General features: G+C 60.4%; 19 protein-coding genes, 3 pseudogenes and 1 riboswitch. Of the genes and pseudogenes, 7 read left to right on the top strand and 15 right to left on the bottom strand.

The features are described from left to right. The first annotated feature begins 312 nt into the window (after nucleotides 1-312). The gene (locus ACFFNA_RS06335; protein WP_378916632.1) at nucleotides 313-546 is read left to right on the top strand and encodes a hypothetical protein; all 234 of its coding nucleotides are present in this window, start codon (nucleotides 313-315) and stop codon (nucleotides 544-546) included. A gap of 145 nt (nucleotides 547-691) precedes the next feature. Next, nucleotides 692-1054 (top strand): hypothetical protein, encoded by a 363-nt coding sequence (locus ACFFNA_RS06330; protein ID WP_378917350.1) that lies wholly within the window; start codon nucleotides 692-694, stop codon nucleotides 1052-1054. Here the strand turns inward: ACFFNA_RS06330 and ACFFNA_RS06325 are convergent. After that, a pseudogene (locus tag ACFFNA_RS06325) lies at nucleotides 1041-1245 on the bottom strand (transposase); the annotation flags it as partial. The gene ACFFNA_RS06330 and the pseudogene ACFFNA_RS06325 sit on opposite strands and share 14 nt — an antisense overlap. A 160-nt stretch (nucleotides 1246-1405) precedes the next feature. Beyond that, nucleotides 1406-1870: a cupin domain-containing protein gene (locus tag ACFFNA_RS06320; RefSeq protein ID WP_378916629.1), complete on the bottom strand. Its 465-nt coding sequence runs from the start codon at nucleotides 1868-1870 to the stop codon at nucleotides 1406-1408. A 132-nt stretch (nucleotides 1871-2002) separates the two neighbouring features. Here ACFFNA_RS06320 and ACFFNA_RS06315 point away from each other — a divergent pair, with 132 nt between their 5' ends. After that, complete coding sequence (locus ACFFNA_RS06315) at nucleotides 2003-3550, top strand: winged helix-turn-helix domain-containing protein (RefSeq protein WP_378916626.1); 1548 nt, start codon at nucleotides 2003-2005, stop codon at nucleotides 3548-3550. 272 nt (nucleotides 3551-3822) lie between these two features. Here ACFFNA_RS06315 and ACFFNA_RS06310 read toward each other — a convergent pair whose 3' ends face one another. Further along, nucleotides 3823-4143, bottom strand: coding sequence for a hypothetical protein (locus ACFFNA_RS06310; protein WP_378916623.1), 321 nt, complete (start codon nucleotides 4141-4143; stop codon nucleotides 3823-3825). Between the two features lie 113 nt (nucleotides 4144-4256). On the opposite strand from ACFFNA_RS06310, the gene ACFFNA_RS06305 reads away from it, so the two are divergent. Continuing rightward, nucleotides 4257-5531: an MFS transporter gene (locus tag ACFFNA_RS06305; protein ID WP_378916620.1), complete on the top strand. Its 1275-nt coding sequence runs from the start codon at nucleotides 4257-4259 to the stop codon at nucleotides 5529-5531. A 199-nt stretch (nucleotides 5532-5730) separates the two neighbouring features. Then, nucleotides 5731-7063: pseudogene (locus tag ACFFNA_RS06300) on the top strand (chloride channel protein). A gap of 95 nt (nucleotides 7064-7158) precedes the next feature. On the opposite strand, the gene ACFFNA_RS06295 reads toward ACFFNA_RS06300, so the two are convergent. The 8 genes from ACFFNA_RS06295 to ACFFNA_RS06260 all read right to left on the bottom strand — a co-directional run bounded on the left by ACFFNA_RS06295 (nucleotide 7159) and on the right by ACFFNA_RS06260 (nucleotide 14939). Next, the gene (locus ACFFNA_RS06295) at nucleotides 7159-7458 is read right to left on the bottom strand and encodes a hypothetical protein (protein WP_378916617.1); all 300 of its coding nucleotides are present in this window, start codon (nucleotides 7456-7458) and stop codon (nucleotides 7159-7161) included. A gap of 160 nt (nucleotides 7459-7618) precedes the next feature. Continuing rightward, nucleotides 7619-8503, bottom strand: a complete 885-nt coding sequence (locus ACFFNA_RS06290) for a metallophosphoesterase family protein (RefSeq protein WP_378916614.1) — start codon at nucleotides 8501-8503, stop codon at nucleotides 7619-7621. Nucleotides 8504-8524: 21 nt separating this feature from the next. Continuing rightward, nucleotides 8525-9454 carry a diacylglycerol/lipid kinase family protein gene (locus tag ACFFNA_RS06285; RefSeq protein WP_378916611.1) on the bottom strand — a complete coding sequence of 310 codons (930 nt, stop codon included), beginning with the start codon at nucleotides 9452-9454 and terminating at the stop codon, nucleotides 8525-8527. An 86-nt stretch (nucleotides 9455-9540) separates the two neighbouring features. After that, nucleotides 9541-11616: a bifunctional DedA family/phosphatase PAP2 family protein gene (locus ACFFNA_RS06280; protein ID WP_378916608.1), complete on the bottom strand. Its 2076-nt coding sequence runs from the start codon at nucleotides 11614-11616 to the stop codon at nucleotides 9541-9543. A gap of 125 nt (nucleotides 11617-11741) precedes the next feature. Then, complete coding sequence (locus tag ACFFNA_RS06275; RefSeq protein ID WP_378916605.1) at nucleotides 11742-12404, bottom strand: flagellar basal body-associated protein FliL; 663 nt, start codon at nucleotides 12402-12404, stop codon at nucleotides 11742-11744. Between the two features lie 66 nt (nucleotides 12405-12470). Beyond that, complete coding sequence (locus tag ACFFNA_RS06270; RefSeq protein ID WP_378916602.1) at nucleotides 12471-13022, bottom strand: phosphatase PAP2 family protein; 552 nt, start codon at nucleotides 13020-13022, stop codon at nucleotides 12471-12473. A gap of 130 nt (nucleotides 13023-13152) precedes the next feature. Further along, nucleotides 13153-14385, bottom strand: coding sequence for an MFS transporter (locus tag ACFFNA_RS06265; protein WP_378916599.1), 1233 nt, complete (start codon nucleotides 14383-14385; stop codon nucleotides 13153-13155). An 11-nt stretch (nucleotides 14386-14396) separates the two neighbouring features. Next, the gene (locus ACFFNA_RS06260; RefSeq protein ID WP_378916596.1) at nucleotides 14397-14939 is read right to left on the bottom strand and encodes a Chromate resistance protein ChrB; all 543 of its coding nucleotides are present in this window, start codon (nucleotides 14937-14939) and stop codon (nucleotides 14397-14399) included. 277 nt (nucleotides 14940-15216) lie between these two features. On the opposite strand from ACFFNA_RS06260, the gene ACFFNA_RS06255 reads away from it, so the two are divergent. Next, complete coding sequence (locus tag ACFFNA_RS06255; RefSeq protein WP_378916593.1) at nucleotides 15217-15999, top strand: sulfite exporter TauE/SafE family protein; 783 nt, start codon at nucleotides 15217-15219, stop codon at nucleotides 15997-15999. 25 nt (nucleotides 16000-16024) lie between these two features. On the opposite strand, the gene ACFFNA_RS06250 is transcribed toward ACFFNA_RS06255, so the two are convergent. From ACFFNA_RS06250 to ACFFNA_RS06240, 3 genes are read right to left on the bottom strand one after another with little or no spacing between them, the layout of a single operon-like run. Beyond that, entirely contained in the window at nucleotides 16025-16471 is a 447-nt protein-coding gene (locus ACFFNA_RS06250; RefSeq protein WP_378916590.1) for a MerR family transcriptional regulator, read from the bottom strand. Between the two features lie 47 nt (nucleotides 16472-16518). Then, nucleotides 16519-16827 (bottom strand): hypothetical protein, encoded by a 309-nt coding sequence (locus ACFFNA_RS06245; RefSeq protein WP_378916587.1) that lies wholly within the window; start codon nucleotides 16825-16827, stop codon nucleotides 16519-16521. A gap of 57 nt (nucleotides 16828-16884) precedes the next feature. After that, entirely contained in the window at nucleotides 16885-17106 is a 222-nt protein-coding gene (locus ACFFNA_RS06240) for a hypothetical protein (protein WP_378916584.1), read from the bottom strand. Nucleotides 17107-17108: 2 nt separating this feature from the next. Continuing rightward, a riboswitch (Fluoride riboswitch) is annotated at nucleotides 17109-17170 on the top strand. Nucleotides 17171-17262: 92 nt separating this feature from the next. On the opposite strand from ACFFNA_RS06240, the pseudogene ACFFNA_RS06235 reads away from it, so the two are divergent. After that, nucleotides 17263-17407: pseudogene (locus tag ACFFNA_RS06235) on the top strand (FluC/FEX family fluoride channel); the annotation flags it as partial. Nucleotides 17408-17506: 99 nt separating this feature from the next. On the opposite strand, the gene ACFFNA_RS06230 reads toward ACFFNA_RS06235, so the two are convergent. Then, on the bottom strand, nucleotides 17507-18496 hold the full coding sequence (locus ACFFNA_RS06230; protein WP_378916581.1) for a methyltransferase: 990 nt from the start codon (nucleotides 18494-18496) through the stop codon (nucleotides 17507-17509). Nucleotides 18497-18729: the final 233 nt, after the last annotated feature.

Raw genomic sequence — 18729 nt, 5'->3', positions numbered from 1 at the left:
TCTACCGCCGGATAGAGCCAAACCGGTGAATGCCTACATGGTAGCGATGCAGGATCGTTTGCGGTACAATCGACCTCCAGGCAACAACGAATGGTCGGGTGCCATGAGTAGAACCAACCAGGAGCAAGACCGGGGACTAGGTATCGATGCGGTTCTTGTCCTTTTGATAGCGTCTTTGATTGCCCTGTACATGGTTTTTGGCTAGCCAGTTCTTAAGTGGCTAGAAATCGTACAAATCGGCAGCAGGCCCGTGGCTGGACAGGGCCAGTGTGTCGAACTGGCGAAGCTATCAAAAACCGGTCGAAGGGGAGAATGATTGATACGTTCACGCAAAAAGAACCGATCTCGTATGCCAACGACAACTTCTTTCAAATTTCTGGCTTTAACCGACGTCCTTCTGGCAGGTCCGCCGACTTTCGCAGAAATGCCATTATCTTCGCTCGCATCCTTGTCGTAACCATCGTCGTGCTCGGCATTGAATGGTATCAGGGCATCGAGCCAACGGTCTCCCCGTCCATCGATTTCGCAGCGCAGCAATATCAATAGTACCGTGCGGGGGTCCATAGCTTTGTTACGCCGACCCATCGTGACCTCTTGCTTCGCGGTCTCGGCTGAGAGGTGAAACGATGTCTCATACCGTCCGGTCTGTCACAGTTTGGCATGTTTGGGGGTCATCGGTTCCGTACTTTCATTGAGTGCGCTTCCGGCTGCTGCCAAGGACTGCAAGATCGGGCATCCGGATAAGCTTGTCTTAATCAGCTGGTCTTCAAAACCCGGCAAGCTGGGTCCCTACATCGAATTTGCTTTCCGAAGCGATATGTCGAAATCGACCCGGTCGATCGATGCCACGCTGGTCTTTGAAGGTGTTGAAGGAAGCGAGCTTGCCAACCTCAAGCTCGATCCCGATATCAAGATTGCCGCTGGTGAGACGAAAACCATGAAAGATGCGATGATTGCAGGCGACCTCTTGGAAGCAACTGCATCGGAAAATGTGATCGCGAAAATCTGCACACGTTCGGTTGAATTTGACGACGGGACCTTCTCCGATTTCTAGGCAAGCGATTGTAACAGGTCGTGTATGGCCATAGTTCGCTGGCAGGCCGCGCCACGGTGCACACGAACGCGGGACCAGAAGATGCCATTGAGTTGGCGACGGTCATCTACAGGCGGCACGCCACGCGGCCTGTTAGGCAGCACCGGCTTTACGGCGGTCCATTCATAGTCGCTGAGTTCATAGCGCACGATTCGAAGCCCCAGTTTCGGAGCTTGAATCACGTCCATTGTCGCACCATCAACCCGCAACGACCCGTCGCGGAGCCGGTAATGCGCTCAGATTACTTTCGCTCTGGAGCCCTAAGCGGACATGGTTTAACGTGCCTCACGTATTTGCTCTGCAACTCATCGTTCACTTATGGGTCTGAAGTGCCGAGATTTGCTCGGTATCGTAGCGACGGCGAAGCTCTCCGATCGCTTTCGGATCCGGTGGCCCAGATCGCGAGACCATCTCGGCAAGCTCCTCGAAATAATGCTCATGCCCAGGTGGCGAGACCGTCATGATCACCCGCGCCGGCTTGTCCGTCGCATTGGCGATGTCATGGGGCACGCCCGGCGGGATGGACACGAATGTGCCGGGAACCGCTTGGACGGTCTCATCGCCGATCTGCCATTCGCACTCGCCATCGACAACATAGAAAGTTTCCTCCTGCACGCGGTGGACGTGACGGCCGGTGGAGAACCGTGCGGGTATCGTCCAGTCGAACATGCTCGTGTGCTTGGTGTGCTTTCCGGTCACGAGGAAGGCCATCGGCTGGCCGGCGAGCGTTACGCCCGTAAAATCATTTGGCCGCCGGATCACTGCATTTGCGGGCATGGCGCAACTCCCTGCTTGCTGTGAGCTCCGTCATCGAGGAGTCGCCCGTAGAGTGCATCCTGCCAGCTCGACATGTCGTGAAAGGCCTGCGAAAATGTTGCGAAACGTTTCCGAATGACAGTTGTTCGATCCATGTCAGCGATCTACGAGTTCGGCCCGTTTCATCTCGACTCAGGTTTCGGGATCTTGATGCGTGGATCAGAGTCCACTGGAATCGGCCATCGTGCCGCCGCCTTGCTTCAGTTGCTACTTGCTCGGGCCAACCAGCCGGTCGCGAAGGAGCTGCTGTTTCAGACCGCTTGGCCGGGACTCGCGGTCGAGGACAGCAACCTGACGGTCCAAATCGCCGCAATCCGCAAAGTCCTGGAAGAAGCCGGCGGCGCAGGGTGGATCGAGACCTTGCCGCGTCGGGGCTACAGGTACGTCGGCCCGCCGGTCGTATCCCGCCAACCTGACGTTGGCACCGAAGAGCCTCCTCCATCTCTGGCGTTGCCGGTCAAACCCTCCATCGTGGTGCTTCCCTTTGCCAATCTGGGCGATGAACCCGAGCAAGCCCATTTTACTGACGGCATGGTCGACGACATCATCACCGGCTTGTCGCGGGTCAAATGGATGTTCGTGATCGGGCGCGGCACGACCTTCTCCTACAAAGGGCGCATGGTTGCCCCCAGACAGGTAGGCCAGGAACTCGGCGTGAGATACGTGCTGGAGGGAAGCGTGCGCAAGATCGCCGATCACGTGCGCATCAACTGCCAGCTCGTCGACGCGACGAGCGCCGCTCAGGTCTGGTCGGAGCGCTACGATCGCAAGCTCGGTGATGTATTCGCACTGCAGGACGAGATCGCCTCCTCGGTCGTTGCCGCGATGGAGCCAGGGCTTCAGCGTGCGGAGATCGAGCGCGTCAGGCGTAGGCGGCCGGATAGCCTCGACGCATACGAGCTCGTGCTCAAGGCGCAACCTGACGTCGACTCTGGTATGCCGGAGCAGGTCACGCGCGCATTAATATGCCTTGAGCGCTCGCTAATTCTGCTCCCGACTTACGCGCTGGCACACGCGAACGCCGCCATGTGCCACCATTGCCTCTTTCTGCGTGTCGGCCTTAGGGAAGAAAATCGGGCAGCCTCGTTGCGTCATGCCGACGCCGCCATGACATTTGGCCAAGACGATGCTCGAGCCCTGACACTGGCCGGCTTTTCCGTCGGCATGGACGGCCACGACCGCGGTGGCGCATTCGCGGCCTTCGAGGCAGCATTGGCGTTGAGCCCCTCCTGCGCGCTCACCTACATTCTCGGAAGTGTTGTCGCTGGCTGGGCCGGCGAGGCGGAGCGTGCGATCGATTGGAGCGAGCGAGGCATCCGCCTCAGCCCATTCGATCCGTGGGCCTTTGCAGCCTACGACGCGCAGGCGCTTGGCTACTTTCGTGCTGGTCGATACGAGGATGCGGCCGGCGCGGCCCATAAATCCATCCGGGCCAATCCGGTCCACAGCATCACCTACGTGCAATTGGCCGCAGCGCTTGCCAAACTTGGGCGCCTGGCAGAGGCGAGGGCGGCCGCGGGGCGGGTTCTCGAATTGCACCCCACGTTCCGCTACAGTCGGCAATTCTCCGGCGTCAACTGTGCGCCAGCTCTGGCGGCCTCCATGGCTGAGGCACTCAGCGCCGCTGGGCTGCCGGAGTAAGGATTCAATTGCCGTATTCCGGCCTTGGCGGTCCCGAAAGTTTTTTTACCAAGCGTTGCCGGCCGCCTGCTCAGCGATCGCACAATTGACTGCAATGGATGAATGGATTGTTGAGCCAGGGTTGATCTACGGATTAGTGGGATTTGTGAACTCGCGCCTGGCTGCCTGAACTGCAGCGCGACTGGAAGCGGCACCAGACGGGTCTCCAACCACAGATTGCCTTCCGCTCTACCGAGAGGCCGGCCCTAATCAGGCTTTTTGCGGCTGCGAAATCAGGGAGCTTGATCCGGAAATGACAATTGGATGGTCAAGCCAGCAGGGAATCCTACCGAAATTCCCGAGACCCGAACGAAAGGATTGGAAGCCAGTCTATCGCGAAGGTCCATCGCCCTCGTAACGGCCTTTTGGAGGTTCTCACGGAGCTCCTCTGGAGCGACTTCGCCATTAGAAATCTGATACGACGGGAGCGTCTCCTCGATAAATGCAACGTCGGTCGCAACTTGCGCGATCGTCTCTTCCCTGCTCATCTGATGCTGGGCTAACGCAGGATAGGCCAACAACCCTATCACGCAGGTTGCGACGAGGCGCTTCAAGACTGACTTCCTTCTGACCATACCTGTTAGCATCGCGCACCCCAAGGACGCATGCAAGTTGGGATGGTTCGCGACTTGGAGGTTACATGGCCGGCACATCACGAAAGTATCCCATGTCTGAACGCCTGAAAATGATGCTCTGGCGGAGTTCTCATGGCACGACCCAGGCGACCTTTGCCGAAGACGCGCACCGCTGGAGAGTGCTTGGCCTTCTTTGCATCGCTGTTGTCCTGTCGCTGACCACGTGGTTTTCGGCGACCGCGATCACGCCCGAACTGGAGGCTGCATGGCACCTGACCGGAGCAATGGAGGCCTGGCTGACCAATGGCGTGCAGATCGGCTTCGTAACCGGCGCGCTGGCGTCCAGCCTCGTCAATCTGCCCGATGTCGTCAGGCTGAATCGGCTGATGGCGGTATCCGCCTTGCTGGCCGCTGCCGCCAATGCCTGCCTGCTGTTGCAGCCGGGGCCGGTCGGGCTCGTCGCCGCGCGTATCCTTACCGGCATCGCGCTTGCCGGCGTCTATCCGCCAGCGTTGAAGCTTGTCTCGACATGGTTCGTGCGGAGCAGGGGCTTGGCACTCGGCGCCGTCATCGGCGCGCTGACGCTGGGTTCCTCGCTGCCACATCTGTTCCGGGCGCTCAGCGGTTCGCTCGACTGGCAACTGGTGGTGCTGGCCGCAACCGTTGCGACCCTCATCGGTGCCGCGATATTCTGGTTCTTCGCCAGCGAAGGGCCGTATCCGTTCGGCAAGACGGTCTTCGATCCTCGCCAGATCGGCGCGATCTTCCGTGACAGGCCGCTGGTGCTGGTCAATATCGGCTATCTCGGCCACATGTGGGAACTCTATGCCATGTGGGCCTGGCTGCTCGCCTATGCCCGCGCGGCGCTTGAGGCGCAGCAGCATGCTTCGTCGGCTCTGGCGTCGCTGCTGACGTTCTGCGCAATTGCCGCCGGCGTGGGCGGCTGCCTGCTCGGTGGCGTGTTGTCCGATCGCTTCGGCCGCAGCCTGACCACGGCCGGGTTGATGATCGTGTCAGGGCTTTGCGCGCTGGCCATCGGCTTTGTCTTCGACGGACCTCTCTGGCTGTTCGTCCTGGTCATTGTCGTCTGGGGCGTGTCGATCATTGGCGATTCCGCACAGTTTTCGGCGGCGGTCACCGAGCTTGGCGACCGGCGCTTTGTCGGCACCGCGCTGTCGGTCCAGCTTGGGCTTGGCTTTGCCCTCACCGTGCTGGTCATCTGGCTGGTTCCGCATGTCGCGGCGTTGCTTGGCGGGTGGCGTTGGGCGTTCCTGCTTCTGGTTCCTGGACCATTGACCGGTGCTGCAGCAATGCTTGCCTTGAGGCGCCTGCCCGTCGCCGCAAAAATGGCTGGCGGCAAGCGGTAACTCTATGCGCCTTGCCGGCTTGCAAGAATAGGATCATAGCCGACGCATCCGTTTCATGCCCTTCAGCCTGCTGGACGCGCGCGTGACGAACACGCACGTTTCTGCGTGATGCGCAGCCAGCCCCGCACGACGGTCTGAGATGCAGACTTGATCGACCTCGTGCGTGTGTTAGGTCGAGCACCACATTGTAGGGACCGATATGGCCGGAACATCGCGAAAATATCCCATGCTGCGGCGTTCGCGCGCGATGTGGGGCTCACGACGCGTCTGGCAGCCCCGCCTGGTGTTCTGGGCCGGTGCGATTGCCATTGGCTTGATCAGCGTGCTGTTCGCGGTGATGGCCGACAAGGCGCAAAGCCTTTTCCACGTCATCATCGGCAATCACGGCGGCTGGCGCAGCTACCTGCCGCTCGCCATCACGCCGCTCGGTTTCGTCGTCTGCGCATGGTTGGCCCCAAGGCAGCGGCATTCCGCAGGCGATCGCCGCCCGGCATCTGCGCGACGACGACGACCGCAGCCACATTCTCTCGCTGCGGCTGGTCGTCGGCAAGATCGCGCTTACCATCGTCGGCCTGTTCTGCGGCGCCTCCATCGGGCGCGAGGGCCCGACCGTGCAGGTCGGCGCGTCGCTGATGCTGCAGGTGGCGCGCTGGGGTGGCATGGCACAGGCGCGCGGCCTGATCCTCGCCGGTTCGGCAGCCGGCATCGCGGCCGCCTTCAACACGCCGCTTGCCGGCATCGTCTTCGCCATCGAGGAGATGGGCCGCACCTACGAGGCGCGCACCAACGGGCTGGTGCTGACAGCTGTGATCCTGGCCGGTCTCGCTTCGCTCGGACTGCTCGGCAACTACACCTACTTCGGCGTGTCGAAGGAGACGATCTCCTTTGCCGCCGACTGGCCCCTGGTGATTGCCTGCGGCGTCATCGGAGGCGGTTTCGGTGCGCTGTTCTCGCTGCTGGCGCTAAAGGTGACACGGCAGATCCGGCGCTGGAACGCATTGCAGCCTTTGTGGCGTGCGCTGCTGGTCGCTGCCGTTTGTGGGCTGGCGGTTGCGATCATCGGAATCGCCTCGGGCGGCCTGACCTTCGGCACTGGTTACGCCCAGGCGCGTAGTGCTGTGGAGGGCACGCCGCTGCCCTGGTTCTTCTTTGGCGTGAAATTCCTGGCCGGGCTGCTCTCGATGATATCAGGCATTCCCGGTGGTATCTTCGCGCCGTCCCTCGCGGTGGGCGCCGGCATCGGCAGTTCGCTCGCCCTGATATTCGGCGCCAGCACAGGTGTCGCGGCGCTGCTCGGGATGGCCGGGTATTTCGCCGGTGTGGTTCAGGCGCCTATGACGGCGTTCGTCATCATCCTCGAGATGACAGGCAACCACGACAACGTCATCGCGCTGATGTGCGCGTCGATGCTGGGCTACGGCACGGCGCGCATGATCTCGCACGAGCCGCTCTATCACGCATTGTCGCGGGTCTTCATCGCCGAAGCGATCAGGCGACGGCGAGCAGACCCGACCGCTGTCGCCAAGACGTAGACGCTACAGCGAGGTGCATCGCGCCCATCAATCATGGTTCGCTAAGTACTAACCGCCGGCAGAAGCCGGCGGTTAGCTCGTTGCAACTTCCGTTGTCACATCGCCATTTTTTCACATTCGGCCTGAGCCTTCTTCGAAGACGTATCGATCATGAATGCCTTGCCCTTGGCGTCCGTCATCATCATCATGCAGTGCTTGATCGGCTTCGCCATCTTCATCATTTCGGCGCCCATCTTTGCGTCGGGCATCATGGTGCCCATATGCCCGTCGGGCATGATGGCCATCACTTCACCGCCTTTCATCATTGTCATCGTCCCCATCGCGTCCTCGGCGAAGGCTTGAGATGTGAATAGGCCGACGAGACCGGCTATTGCGACCAGTTTGAGTGAGTGCATTGCGTCCTCCATAAATTGCACCAGCGGCGCGGTGAGCCCCTTTTCTGGTTCGCACCGACAAGCAGGAAAGTTTCGCTCACACGAGATCGTGATGGTGAGGTTGGAAACCCGCTAGGTCGCTAGCCGTGCCTGACTCGAAGAAATTCACATTTGCGCGCGGCTATCCGTGTTTCCGATAGTCGGCCCGTACAATCCCGTCGTCAACGTTTTGTACGAGCGTAGGGGTAGTTGTCCCACCTGTTGGCGCCCAGCCTGACCGTCCGAGCCGGAAGCTTTTGCTCGTCGATCTGACGAATTTCACTTTGTCGAGGTCCCATGCCCGACACTCCAAATGGATCTCTGGCCGCTCGATGCGAATGAGATTGAAAGAATTTGCTTCTTGCCGGCGGCGCGAGGAAATCGCTGTGCCCGCTTGGATCAATAGGGCGGAGTAGCCTTCGATATCGCATCGGACCGCACTCGAACCCATGCGGTTCAGATGCAGATGCCCCGACAGGATCACATCGACGCGGCTTTGTGAAAATACTCCCATCGCCATCCTCGCCCGCCCTACGATACCGTCATCGTCATTCGCACTGGCCCCTTCGAAGGGATGGTGTGTCACCACGATCCGTGTCGTCTCATCCGGCTGATCGGCAAAACTTCGTCTCACCCACGCGAGCTGCTCGCCGTTGATACGGCCTCCCTTGATCGTTAACGACCGAGCGGTGTTTATCCCAGCGACGGCCAACTCCGGATCGGCATAGAACGGGTCGGTATCCGCCGTGATATAGCGCTTGTAACGCGACAGCGGCGTGAAGGCGCGCGCGAACAGGTTGTAGAGCGGGACATCATGGTTACCTGGCACGACGAGCTGCGGGTATGGCAATGTGTCGAGAAATGCCCGTGCCTGCACGAATTCTTTCTTGCGAGCGCGCTGCGTCATGTCTCCCGAGACGACAACAATATCAGGGTCGGCTGCGCGAACCTCGGCAGCGAGTGCATCGGATACTGCCTGGTCAATCCTACCAAAATGCAGGTCGGAAAGATGGGCAATCGTCTTCATCAAGCCGAGACCTCACCAGCATCAGGCGTTTCGAGAGGTGGCCTTCGTCAAGACGGGTGCGAGAACCCGCAGTGCACCAGGCCGTATCCGATAATGCACCGGAGTTGTCGCCTCGACGGTTTCACCGTCCATCGCAATTCGCATGTGTCCTCGGCGCGCCCTGATCTCAAGACTTTGCAACCGGAATAGTTCCACATCGTGGACTGGGTCGATCAAACCGAAGGCGACCTTGAAGGGTAGTAGCGCAAGTCCCCACCAGGACTGTCGCTTCACGACGTAGACGCACAGTTCACCAGACGCGAGACTACTGCGGTGGCCGAGATTGCTCAAATCGTAGAAATTGTTGCCAACGAACACGCAGAGGGTCCGCTGTTCTCGCCCCTTGCCGTCGATTGAGATTCTGACCCTTTGCCAGGATGATGCCTTGAGCGTCAAGAGCAGCGCCGGGCCGAGAGCTGCAAGCTTTCCCATCCCTCTCCGCTTTTGCTCTGCGGATCGTTCGGCGACAAGAAACGGATAGATGCCGATGGACGAGTTGTTGATGAAGACCCGGCCGTTCACCTCCGCAACATCGATTTTCTGCACGTGGCCCGCCGCGATGGCGTCCATGGCCGCCTCCAGATCGTTCGACAAACCAAGATCCCTGGCGAAATGATTGAGGGTGCCTAGTGGCAGGATGCCAATCACAACATTCGTCCCCGAAATTGCCGAAGCCACGGAACCGATAGTGCCATCGCCGCCACCGACCACGAGCATCCGCGACTTCTTGCCACGAGACTTCGAGACTGCGAACTTCCGGGCCATCTCCGCGATCTCGCGGCCCTCCGCAAGGCGCACCTCAGTCTCGATCCCTCGCGCTTGGAATCCACTACGAAGGCGTTTTTCCAAGTCACCGCTGTCTGCGCCCTTGATCGAGCCAGCCCCTGCATTGAGGAGAACCAAAACTGTCATATGTGCCACTTGCAAAGGGGTGAAACTGGTATCTGCTAGTCATGCATCTGATAATTGCGAGGTGTCACTTCCAGGAGTCCTCTGGGTTAGCGGCTTGCAGCGCCTCCCTGCAAAGCTCCCGTTCCTGGATTGGTCGGATTACTTTCGTCGCGTGCCAGCAGAACTTGGCCATCCCAAACGGGGGTTGAACTTCGATCGGGCCGAGTTACCAGGCGGCCGGTTTCGAGAGACGCAGCAAGAAGGTCGCGAGGCCCGTTCGCGTCGGGCTGCGCCTGTGCCAGCGTGAAGAGCGGGAAGCGATTGCCCAGCCTCTCGTCGACAACGGACCCGATCCAGAGTTCCGTCAGATGTCCGTTTCGCAGGTCAATGTCGGTCGCCCACACGCGAAGCACAAAGCGCGAACCGGTCCCGCCCATCTCGCCGCGCGGATGGACCAGCGTCAGGCTCGGCAAGCGCCCGCGCTCCATATAGGGCGACGTTGGCAGGGCCATCGGATCGGGGCGCGGCGTGAACCAAGCGAGAGCGCCGGTCAACGTCCACGGAGCCGGCGAGCGCCAGCCCTTTTGCGCCAGATCGGCTTCGAGGCGTTCCAGGCTGCCTGCCCATTGGAATGTCAACGGTTCCTCGGCCTCGCCTGCGAGATCGATCCGCTGCACGGGCAATTGCTGCCAATCCTGCGTCCACCATTCGGCCACGAGGATCGACGGTGCCTCATATTGGACTGCGTAGCGCTCCATGTCTGCAGCGTGACGGCGATAGACATTGGCACCGCCTGCGACGACCAGGCCGGCGCAAGCCACGATCAAGAGGCCTCCGCCGCCCTTTTCGGACGGCTGATGATGCAAGTAGGCAATGCTGAGCAGTGCCAGCCATGCCGTCGCGAATGCCAGCCCGCCCGCCACGTCGGAAAACCAATGCGCGCCGAGGTAGAGCCGGGAGAAGGCGATCAAACCCACGAAAACGGCCGCCGCGAGGGCTACCGGGAGACCCCAAGCCGGTCGGACGCGCCGAGCGATCAGGAAGGCCAGGAAGCCGTACATGACGGCGTTCTCGGTGCTGTGGCCGCTGGGAAAGGAAAAATCACTCCAACCGGAATACAGGTTCTCGCTGGGACGCGCACGATGGAGGGCCACCTTGATGCCCGTGTTGATGGCCGCGGCTCCGCCAATGGCTGCCGCCCAGTAAGCGGCCGTGCGCCAGGCGCGTTTCCAGGCCAGCCACAGGAAGACGACAACGGCAATCGCGGTCACCACCACAGTGTCGCCCAGTTCCGTGAACCCCACCATCAAGGAATCGCCCCAGGGCGTTCGCAGGTCCTGAAGGATGCGATAGACTGCGGCATCGGTGCGTACCAATGGATCGCCGCTCACGACATCCTCGAGGATGCCGAAGAAGGTCCAGGCGGCGGCGACGAGTAGTAGTGCCAGCGCCGCGAGGATCTTCGTTTCCTTCTGGGCCGGATCGAGCAAGGAGCGGATTTGACGGCTCGTCCAGGTGTCGCGGGCACCCGCCCAGCCTCGCAGCCGCTCCAGATTGGCCAGAAGGATGGGAATACCCCGGCGTACCGCGTGACGCACAACCCAAACGATGACCCACAGGACAACGATCACCGCGACAAGGAGCACCGCGAGCCGGCCTGCGGCGGCGCCGGCAACGCTGAAATATGCGCCAACGAACACCCCAGGCAGGATGTGCGAAGGCGCCCAAGCAAGCGCCGAGAGGATGTTGGCGTAGTAAAACCGGCGGACCGGCATTTGCAACATGCCTGCCACGAGCGGAATAAAAGCGCGGACGCCAGGCGTGAAGCGCGCCAGAAAGACGCTCTTGCCGCCGTGCCGTTCGAAGAACGCCTCGCTGCGCGCGATGAGTTCGGGATATCGGTTGAGCGGCCACCGCAGCAGGATTTCACGGTGGTAGCGATGGCCCAGCCAGAAAGACAGGCCGTCGCCGACGATCGCGCCTAGAAAGGCTGCGATCAACATCGGCCAGAGCGTCAGCACGCCGCTCGGGACAAGAGCGGCAAGACCGACAATGATGGCCGTTCCAGGAACCACGGCGCCGATGATGGGAATGGACTCCGACAGAGCCAGCAGAAAGATCGCCGTGTACGCGAGATGCGGGTGCGAAGCGATGTAATCCGTGAGCGCCGAGAAAAAGGACATTCATGGTCCCTCATTCTGGCCGAAACTCCGCAGCCACGCTGTTCTTTCGATCGTATCCGATTGTTGCCGGGACGGTCTACTGAATGGGGCACCACAGCGGCGGGCGCTTTTGATGGTGCAGGTGTTCATTGGGAGTTTGCACCACTGATCAGCCCCGGCGGATTTGCGAAATCTTCGTGAATGAGCTGCTCGGAGCCAGGAATGAATTTCCCGTCATGGTCGTAGCGAAGCACAACGACAGTGTCGAAAACGTTGTCAGGCCAGTAACCGTCGGGTAGCAGCATGTGAGGGTCACCACCCAACGCTTCTATGATCTGTGGCAACGTGCCGTGATGCCAGGCAATCAGCACGGACTTTCCGTGGGCTTCGCTCGTCAACACATGAACAAGGCCTGCAAGGTCCTTGTTGCTGAATCTCAGATCGATGGGAATTCCAAGCGTCTGGCTCAAGGGCGTCAGTGTCAGACGCTCGCGCGCACTGTTTGGGGAATCGGCGGTCGCTATCAGCGTGTCGGGGCGAAACGCGACACCATTGAGCATGAGATGCTGAAAATAACCCACATAGGCCTGTGCGCGTGCCTCGCCCGCAGGAGACAGCCCCGTCCCGCTATCAGGCTTTTCGCCATGGCGTATGATCAGCACCGTCGCATCTGCGAGCCCCAGTGACGTCGTTTCGAGAGCGGCACTGGTGGAAACCGGCGTCACGAGCGACGGGATCAATAGCGCAAAGATACGGCCAAGCACGCTGGAGCGGTTAAACAGGTTCCGTGAAAAGGATTCGCGCGACATTTTTGGGCCTTCTCAACTTTGGGCTGCGGCATTTGCCATGACATGGCGAATTTCGCTGACGCTCATTTACAGAATTCCGGTCACCCATCGATCGATGCGGGTGCCCTCCCGATAAGCGATCCGGACCAGTCCGGCGGCGACAAGCGCGGTCGCGATACCGCCCAGGATGTCGCCGACATAATGGGTCCCGACATAGACACGGGAAATCACAAGGAGCAGGGCGGCAGCGAAGAACCACAGTGCCTTGCGGATACGTGCGTTGAACACGTAGCTGAAGACAATGGCAAAGCTGGCGGTGGCGTGGTCCGATGGAAACGACGGATCGGCGCTGGGCGCTATCAGGAGGTGTGAAACACCGGCATCATAGGGGCGCATGCGATGGACAAGGAGCAGAATGATCTGGTTGAGGGCCAATCCGACCAGGAACGACAGGCCGCAGGCGACCGCTACGTGCCTTTCGGATCGTACGCTGCCACCCCACCACCAAGACGCGACAACGGCAAGGATCAACAAGGGAACGCCGGCCTGCGTGACAACGACCATGAATAGATCGATCAGATTGCTGTGCCCTGAAAGGCTGTTGATCCAGCCCGTGACCTGCGCATCCAAATTCTCCATTACCATTCCATTCCGAAAATGAGTCCCGACTTAGTACCTGTCACTTTGAGGTTCATCGCCTCGCGATTCTGCGGCTCGTCAGGCTCAAGAACCGTGACGCGCACCCTTGAAGCCGCGAGACAGCGCATTCTCATGACGCCTCCCGCTTACCCAACCGCGTTTGAACAGGGAGCAGGCCGATCAAGGTCAGCAAGGTAAAGACAGCGCCTGCGAGGAAAGTGCCTTGCGGCCCCGTCGCATCCCAGAGGGCCCCTGCGGTCACGCTGGCAATGAGGAGCGCCAGCCCAGTGACGAGGTTGAACATGCCAAAGGCGGTTCCACGCAATTCCGCCGGAGCGGCATCGGCGATCAACGTTGCCAGCAATCCTTGAGTGAAGCCCATGTGCAGCCCCCAGAGGACCACTCCGAGGACAAGTCCGATTGCTCCCGGCGCGAAGGCGAGAAGCAGATCGGCTGCGAGGAGTAGAAACAGGCCAACGATCAGAACCGTCACGCGGTCTATGCGATCAGACAGAACGCCAACGGGATAGGCGGAAATCGCGTACGCAATGTTCATTATCACCAGCACAGCCGGAACCAGCATCAGCGGCAGGCCGATCGACTGCGCGCGGAGCACAAGAAAGGCCTCGCTGAAGCGCGCCAGGGTGAAGACGGCCGCGACGGCCACTACCCACCAATATGCCGCGCCGAGGCGGCCGAGTTCGCTGCGGCTGAAGGGCATGCGGATCCGACGTAAGCCTTCGGGTCGTTTTGGTTCCCGGACCGCAACAAGGATCAGGACGAAGGAGAGGAAGCCCGGAATGACCGCAATCCAGAACACCGCTGAGAACTGATTGGCGGTCAGCCACATCAGGGCGATGGCGAGAAGCGGACCGAAGAACGCACCGATTGTGTCGAGGGATTGGCGCAGGCCGAAGCTCGCGCCGCGCAGATGAGCCGGGCTGATATCGGCGACGAGTGCATCGCGCGGTGCACCCCGGATGCCCTTGCCAATACGATCGATGAAGCGCGCCGCGATCAGCCATCCGACCGAAGGAGCGAGCGGAAAGATCGGCTTCGTGAAGGCCGCCAGACCATACCCGAGTGCGGCTAGAAGTTTACGCTTGCCGAGCCAATCGCTCAGCGCTCCCGAGAACATCTTGGTGATCGAGGCCGTCGCTTCGGCGACGCCCTCGATCATGCCGACAGTGAGGGCAGAGGTGCCGAGCACTGTCACCATATAGACGGGGAGCAGGGCATGGATCATCTCCGAGGAGACGTCCATCAGCAGCGATACGAAACCGAGCGCCCATATTCCTGCCGGGATTTCTCGCCAGATCGCTTTGCGCCTTGATATCCTGTCCGTTTCGAATCCCGTCGTCACAGCCGAGGTCCTTATCGGTTCTCGTCATGGGCGTCGAAAACGCGCTGAGCATAGCTGTCGAGCAGCACCTCGCAGCCTCTTAGCCGCTCGGTGGCTTCGCTGGCTAAGGTTGCGTCGTAAAAATCGAGCTTTTTGATCTTCGCCAGCCAGCCTTGGAGCTTCTTCAGATCGGTGTCCTCCTCTTCGAGCTCGGCGTAGGTGAATTTGTTGATCGCGATCTCCTTGGCGATCTCGGTTTCGAAATCGGCACACCGACCGAGGAACTCACGATACTGGTCGTCACGATCCGCTTTGAAGCGGGACACCACTTTGTCCTCTTGGGCCCTGTCGAGGGCGATGGTCTCCAAGATGACGGATTCGCCACCCATCTCGGAAACGTCGTTCTCAAGCATCTTCAACCGGCGGACGTGATCGTCGGTCTTCGGCAGCAGGCACACGCCGTTCTGTAGATAGATCGCGCCCATGCTCTTTAGCCGCCGCCACAGGGCAACGCGCTTTGTGGCCGGCTCCGGCGGTACTTTGTACGTGAGAAGAAGCCAAGTAGGAACAATCATTGCTTCAAGTTAACGCAACGACCGTAACAAATCAACGGAAACCGATGGCATTCGCGCTACCTTTGGAAGCTTGCAGATGACGCGGCGCACCAGTGCCGGATCGCCGGTTACGAGGTCACCCTTGTCGAGCCGGACGAAAGACGGCGCACCCAGGCGGCTCGATCGGGTATCGCCAAATTGTTCCGCCGCGAAGGTTCTCGGTCTAATGCCTCAACCGATATGTATGGTCGAATATTGCGGCCTATGCCATGTTGCCCAGAACGGTTGGGAATTGGGCGTGGCACAAAACAAGGCGCTGGCCTTCGGTGGCGGGACAATCATTGGCGCACTGGGCGGATTGATCGGCCTTGGCGGCGCAGAGTTTCGTTTGCCGCTCCTGATCGGGGCGTTTCGGTTTGCCGCGCTGGAAGCCGTGATCCTCAACAAGGCGATGAGCCTTGTGGTTGTGGCATCTGCGCTGCCCTTTCGCGCCGGCACCGTGCCGTTCACCGAAATCGCTGTGCATTGGACCATAATTCTGAACTTGCTAGCTGGAAGCCTGCTCGGGGCGTGGCTCGGGGCAGGCTGGGCAACACGCCTCAAGTCGGAAAATCTCTATCGCGTGATAGCCGTTCTTCTCGTCGTTATCGCCACGATTCTGATGTTCGGCCACGATGCGAGGTCGGGCGCACCCCTTTTGAACGGGGTTGCGCAGGCCGTGGCTGGCATTGCCGCCGGGTTCGTCATCGGCGTCGTGGCATCACTGCTTGGGGTGGCCGGAGGTGAATTGCTTATCCCGACATTGGTGCTGCTGTTCGGCGCCGATATCAAACTGGCTGGGAGCCTCTCCCTTGCGGTAAGCCTGCCGACCATGCTCGTAGGCTTCACCCGGTACAGTCGAGACCAGAGCTTTTCCGTCCTCGGCCGGAACAAGACGTTCTTGCTTGTCATGGCGGCGGGCTCCATCGTCGGCACGCTCATCGGCGGCCTACTGCTTGGTGTGGTGCCGAGCCCATTCCTGCTGCCGGCCCTTGCTGTGATCCTGGTGATTTCGGCCGTGAAGGTTTGGAAGCATGGCTAGCCAGTCCCTGCGGACAACTGGCTTATCAGCCGCAACAGCCGCCGGCTTTGGAGGGCGCCGCCATATCCTTGAAGATCACGCAGTCCTGCCCGGCACCGCCGGCACAGGCGACGGTGCAGCGGGTCACGAAGCTCTCCAACCGACGTTCGAGCAAGCGCAGTTCGGCGAGCTTCTGTCGCACCTCGTGAAGATGCACCTGGGCAATGTCGCGCGTCTCGACGCAATCGCGGCTAGTGCTGATCGATAGCTCCAGGAGGATGCGCACCTGATCGATGCCGAAGCCGAAGTCCCGGCACTGTTTGATGAAAGTCAGCCGGGCCAGATCGTCGTCGTCATAGGTACGCTGACCGCCCGCCGTGCGATGGGCAGGAGGCAGCAAGCCGATCTCCTCGTAGTAGCGGATGGTGGGCGTCGTGACGCCGGCGGCCTTTGCAAGGGCGCCGATGGTGAGTACGCGGACGTGAAGGTTCATCGCAAAATATCCCTTGAACCTCAAGTTACTTGAAGGAGTACGCTCCTTCATGGTGGTGTGAAAGGGGAATCTTGTTGATGGATTTTTTCGAAAATCGAGTCGTCCTCGTCCGTTGGACGTCGGCAATGCTGGCGATCTCGGCACTTCTCTTCACTGCCGCCGTCTTCACGGAAGGGAGCGGGCATCGGGAGCCTGCGAGCATGGCGGCGCATAACGAAACTGCCGGGTCCCAGGAGCAGGGCGGCCATGATGAAGCAGCCGAAAGCTCGAATGCCAGACAAGGTGGTGACAGCGCCAAGGCCGGCGAAACCCTCAGTCACATCGAGGCGGGCGAAACGGGCGGTCACGCCGAGCAAACGGTCCTTGGCTTCAATCTCGAAAACCCCTGGCTGACATGGGGGTTCGCCGGCATTTCAATCTTGCTCGCCGCCGCTGTCATGCGCTTTCGTGCCGTTGTGCGGCTTGGCAACGCGACGCTCTTGCTGGCCATTCTGCTGGCGGGTGTCGCGGCCATTCTCGATGGCCGCGAGGTGTTCCTGCAACTCGCTCGGTTGAACGCAAGCGTCGCAGGCCTGGCCTCGCTGACGGCGCTTGCTCACGCTGCGGTCGTCATCCTGGCCGTGCTGGCCTGGCATTCCGCTTCCCCGGCAATGGAGTTCTCCCGAAACCGCCGACAAGGCCGATGACTCCTACCGCGACAATCGCGGAGGGGGATCCGCCCTCATCCCGCCGCACCGGCGGGCTGCAGCTCGCGCCAACAAGCGGATCTTGCGGTAGGGGCCGTTGGCGCGCTGGGAACGCTCGCGCGCTATGTTATTTCGGTCCTGGCGCTGCCGATCGGGGGGCCAACTGCCTTGGGGCACGATCATCATCAATATCACGGGACCGCTTCTAATCGGCTTCTTTCGGAACGCTGACTTGGCCAACGATCGATTCCAGTATGGTGTTGGTCGGGTCTCCTTTGGCCAAGACCCGGCCGGCCTATTGGGCGGAACCGGACGTCGTGTGAGAGCAGCCGGGAAGGGCTTTCTTTGATTAGGCTGGGCACGCCTCGAGGATGGAAATAGGTCCTTGGGTCTGAATCACTCGTTCAAGGCGCAGCCCAGCGGCGTCGAACAAGTTCGCATATTGGGCCTGCGTTCTCTCCAGGCCGCCAGTGACGGCGAGCATGACCACGTCGATACCCTTGATCTGGTTCGGTTCGTCACCCGGCGGCACGAGCGTCTCGGCCACAAGCACCTTCCCATTCGGCAGCATTGCCTTGCGGCAATTTTGCAAGATCACCGCGGCACGCCCTTCATCCCAATCGTGAATGACCTTCTTGATGACATACACGTCACCAGCAGGAACGCTCTCAAAGAAATCACCGGCGACAAATTCGGTGCGCGGCAGGTTGCCCCCGGCACCCTGGCGTGCTGCCGCGACGCCCGAAGGCAGATCGAAAAGTACGCCGCTCAAATGAAGGTTGCGGGTCAGGATCGCCGAGAGAAGCTGGCCATGCCCGCCGCCAATGTCGACGACGCGCGTGAACGGCTTGAAGTCATAAGCTTCGGCAACGGCCTCGTTGCTGCCTTGGCTCAAGGCGACCATGGCACGCTGAAACAAGGCAGCCTGCTCCGGGTGTTCCGACAGCCAGTCAAACCTTGGGCTCCTGAACACCTTGTCGAAGGCTGGCTTTCCGGTGCGGACAGAATGCAGGAGCTGCTCGAAGGCAAGATAGGCCTCGCTGTTGATCATGCGGACGAAGTCTCGGGGACCCGGCCGATCGGAGCGCAGCACGGCACCAACCTCCGTCAACTCGAAATGACGAGGCAGTACCTCCCTAAAGACCCCTTCAGGCGCGAGAAGTCGCATTACACGATAAAGCGCGTCAGCATCTGACTGAGTGGCAGCAGCTAGTTCATCCACCGATTGCTCGTTGACAGCAAGGAGATCGGGGATGCCGAGTTCGATAATGACGCGCAGCGCCTGTGACACGGCGAATCCGAATCCAAGCCTCATGATCTGTTGTGATGGGTTGAGCATGACATCTCTCCGCTATGCGCGGAAGTTTAGCAGGCCCCGAATGATGAGTCCTGCATGCCCTGCTTGAATGCCGGGTAGCCCCTAGGTCGCTCTGGGCGGGCCCTTATCTTGCAAAAGCCCAATTGAAACAAAACCCCTGGCCCCGTTATTTCGGTGCCAATTGCGCCCAGGATTGCCCCGGACCTTCCGAAAGGGAGCCTGTTTTATGCCAAGCCGTATGACAACGCAGCCAT

Origin of the sequence: Mesorhizobium kowhaii, assembly GCF_042431665.1 — a bacterium.
Taxonomy (GTDB): Bacteria; Pseudomonadota; Alphaproteobacteria; order Rhizobiales; family Rhizobiaceae; genus Mesorhizobium; species Mesorhizobium kowhaii.
Note: the sequence above shows the minus strand (reverse complement) of the source record. Positions and strands in the feature narration are given on the sequence as shown.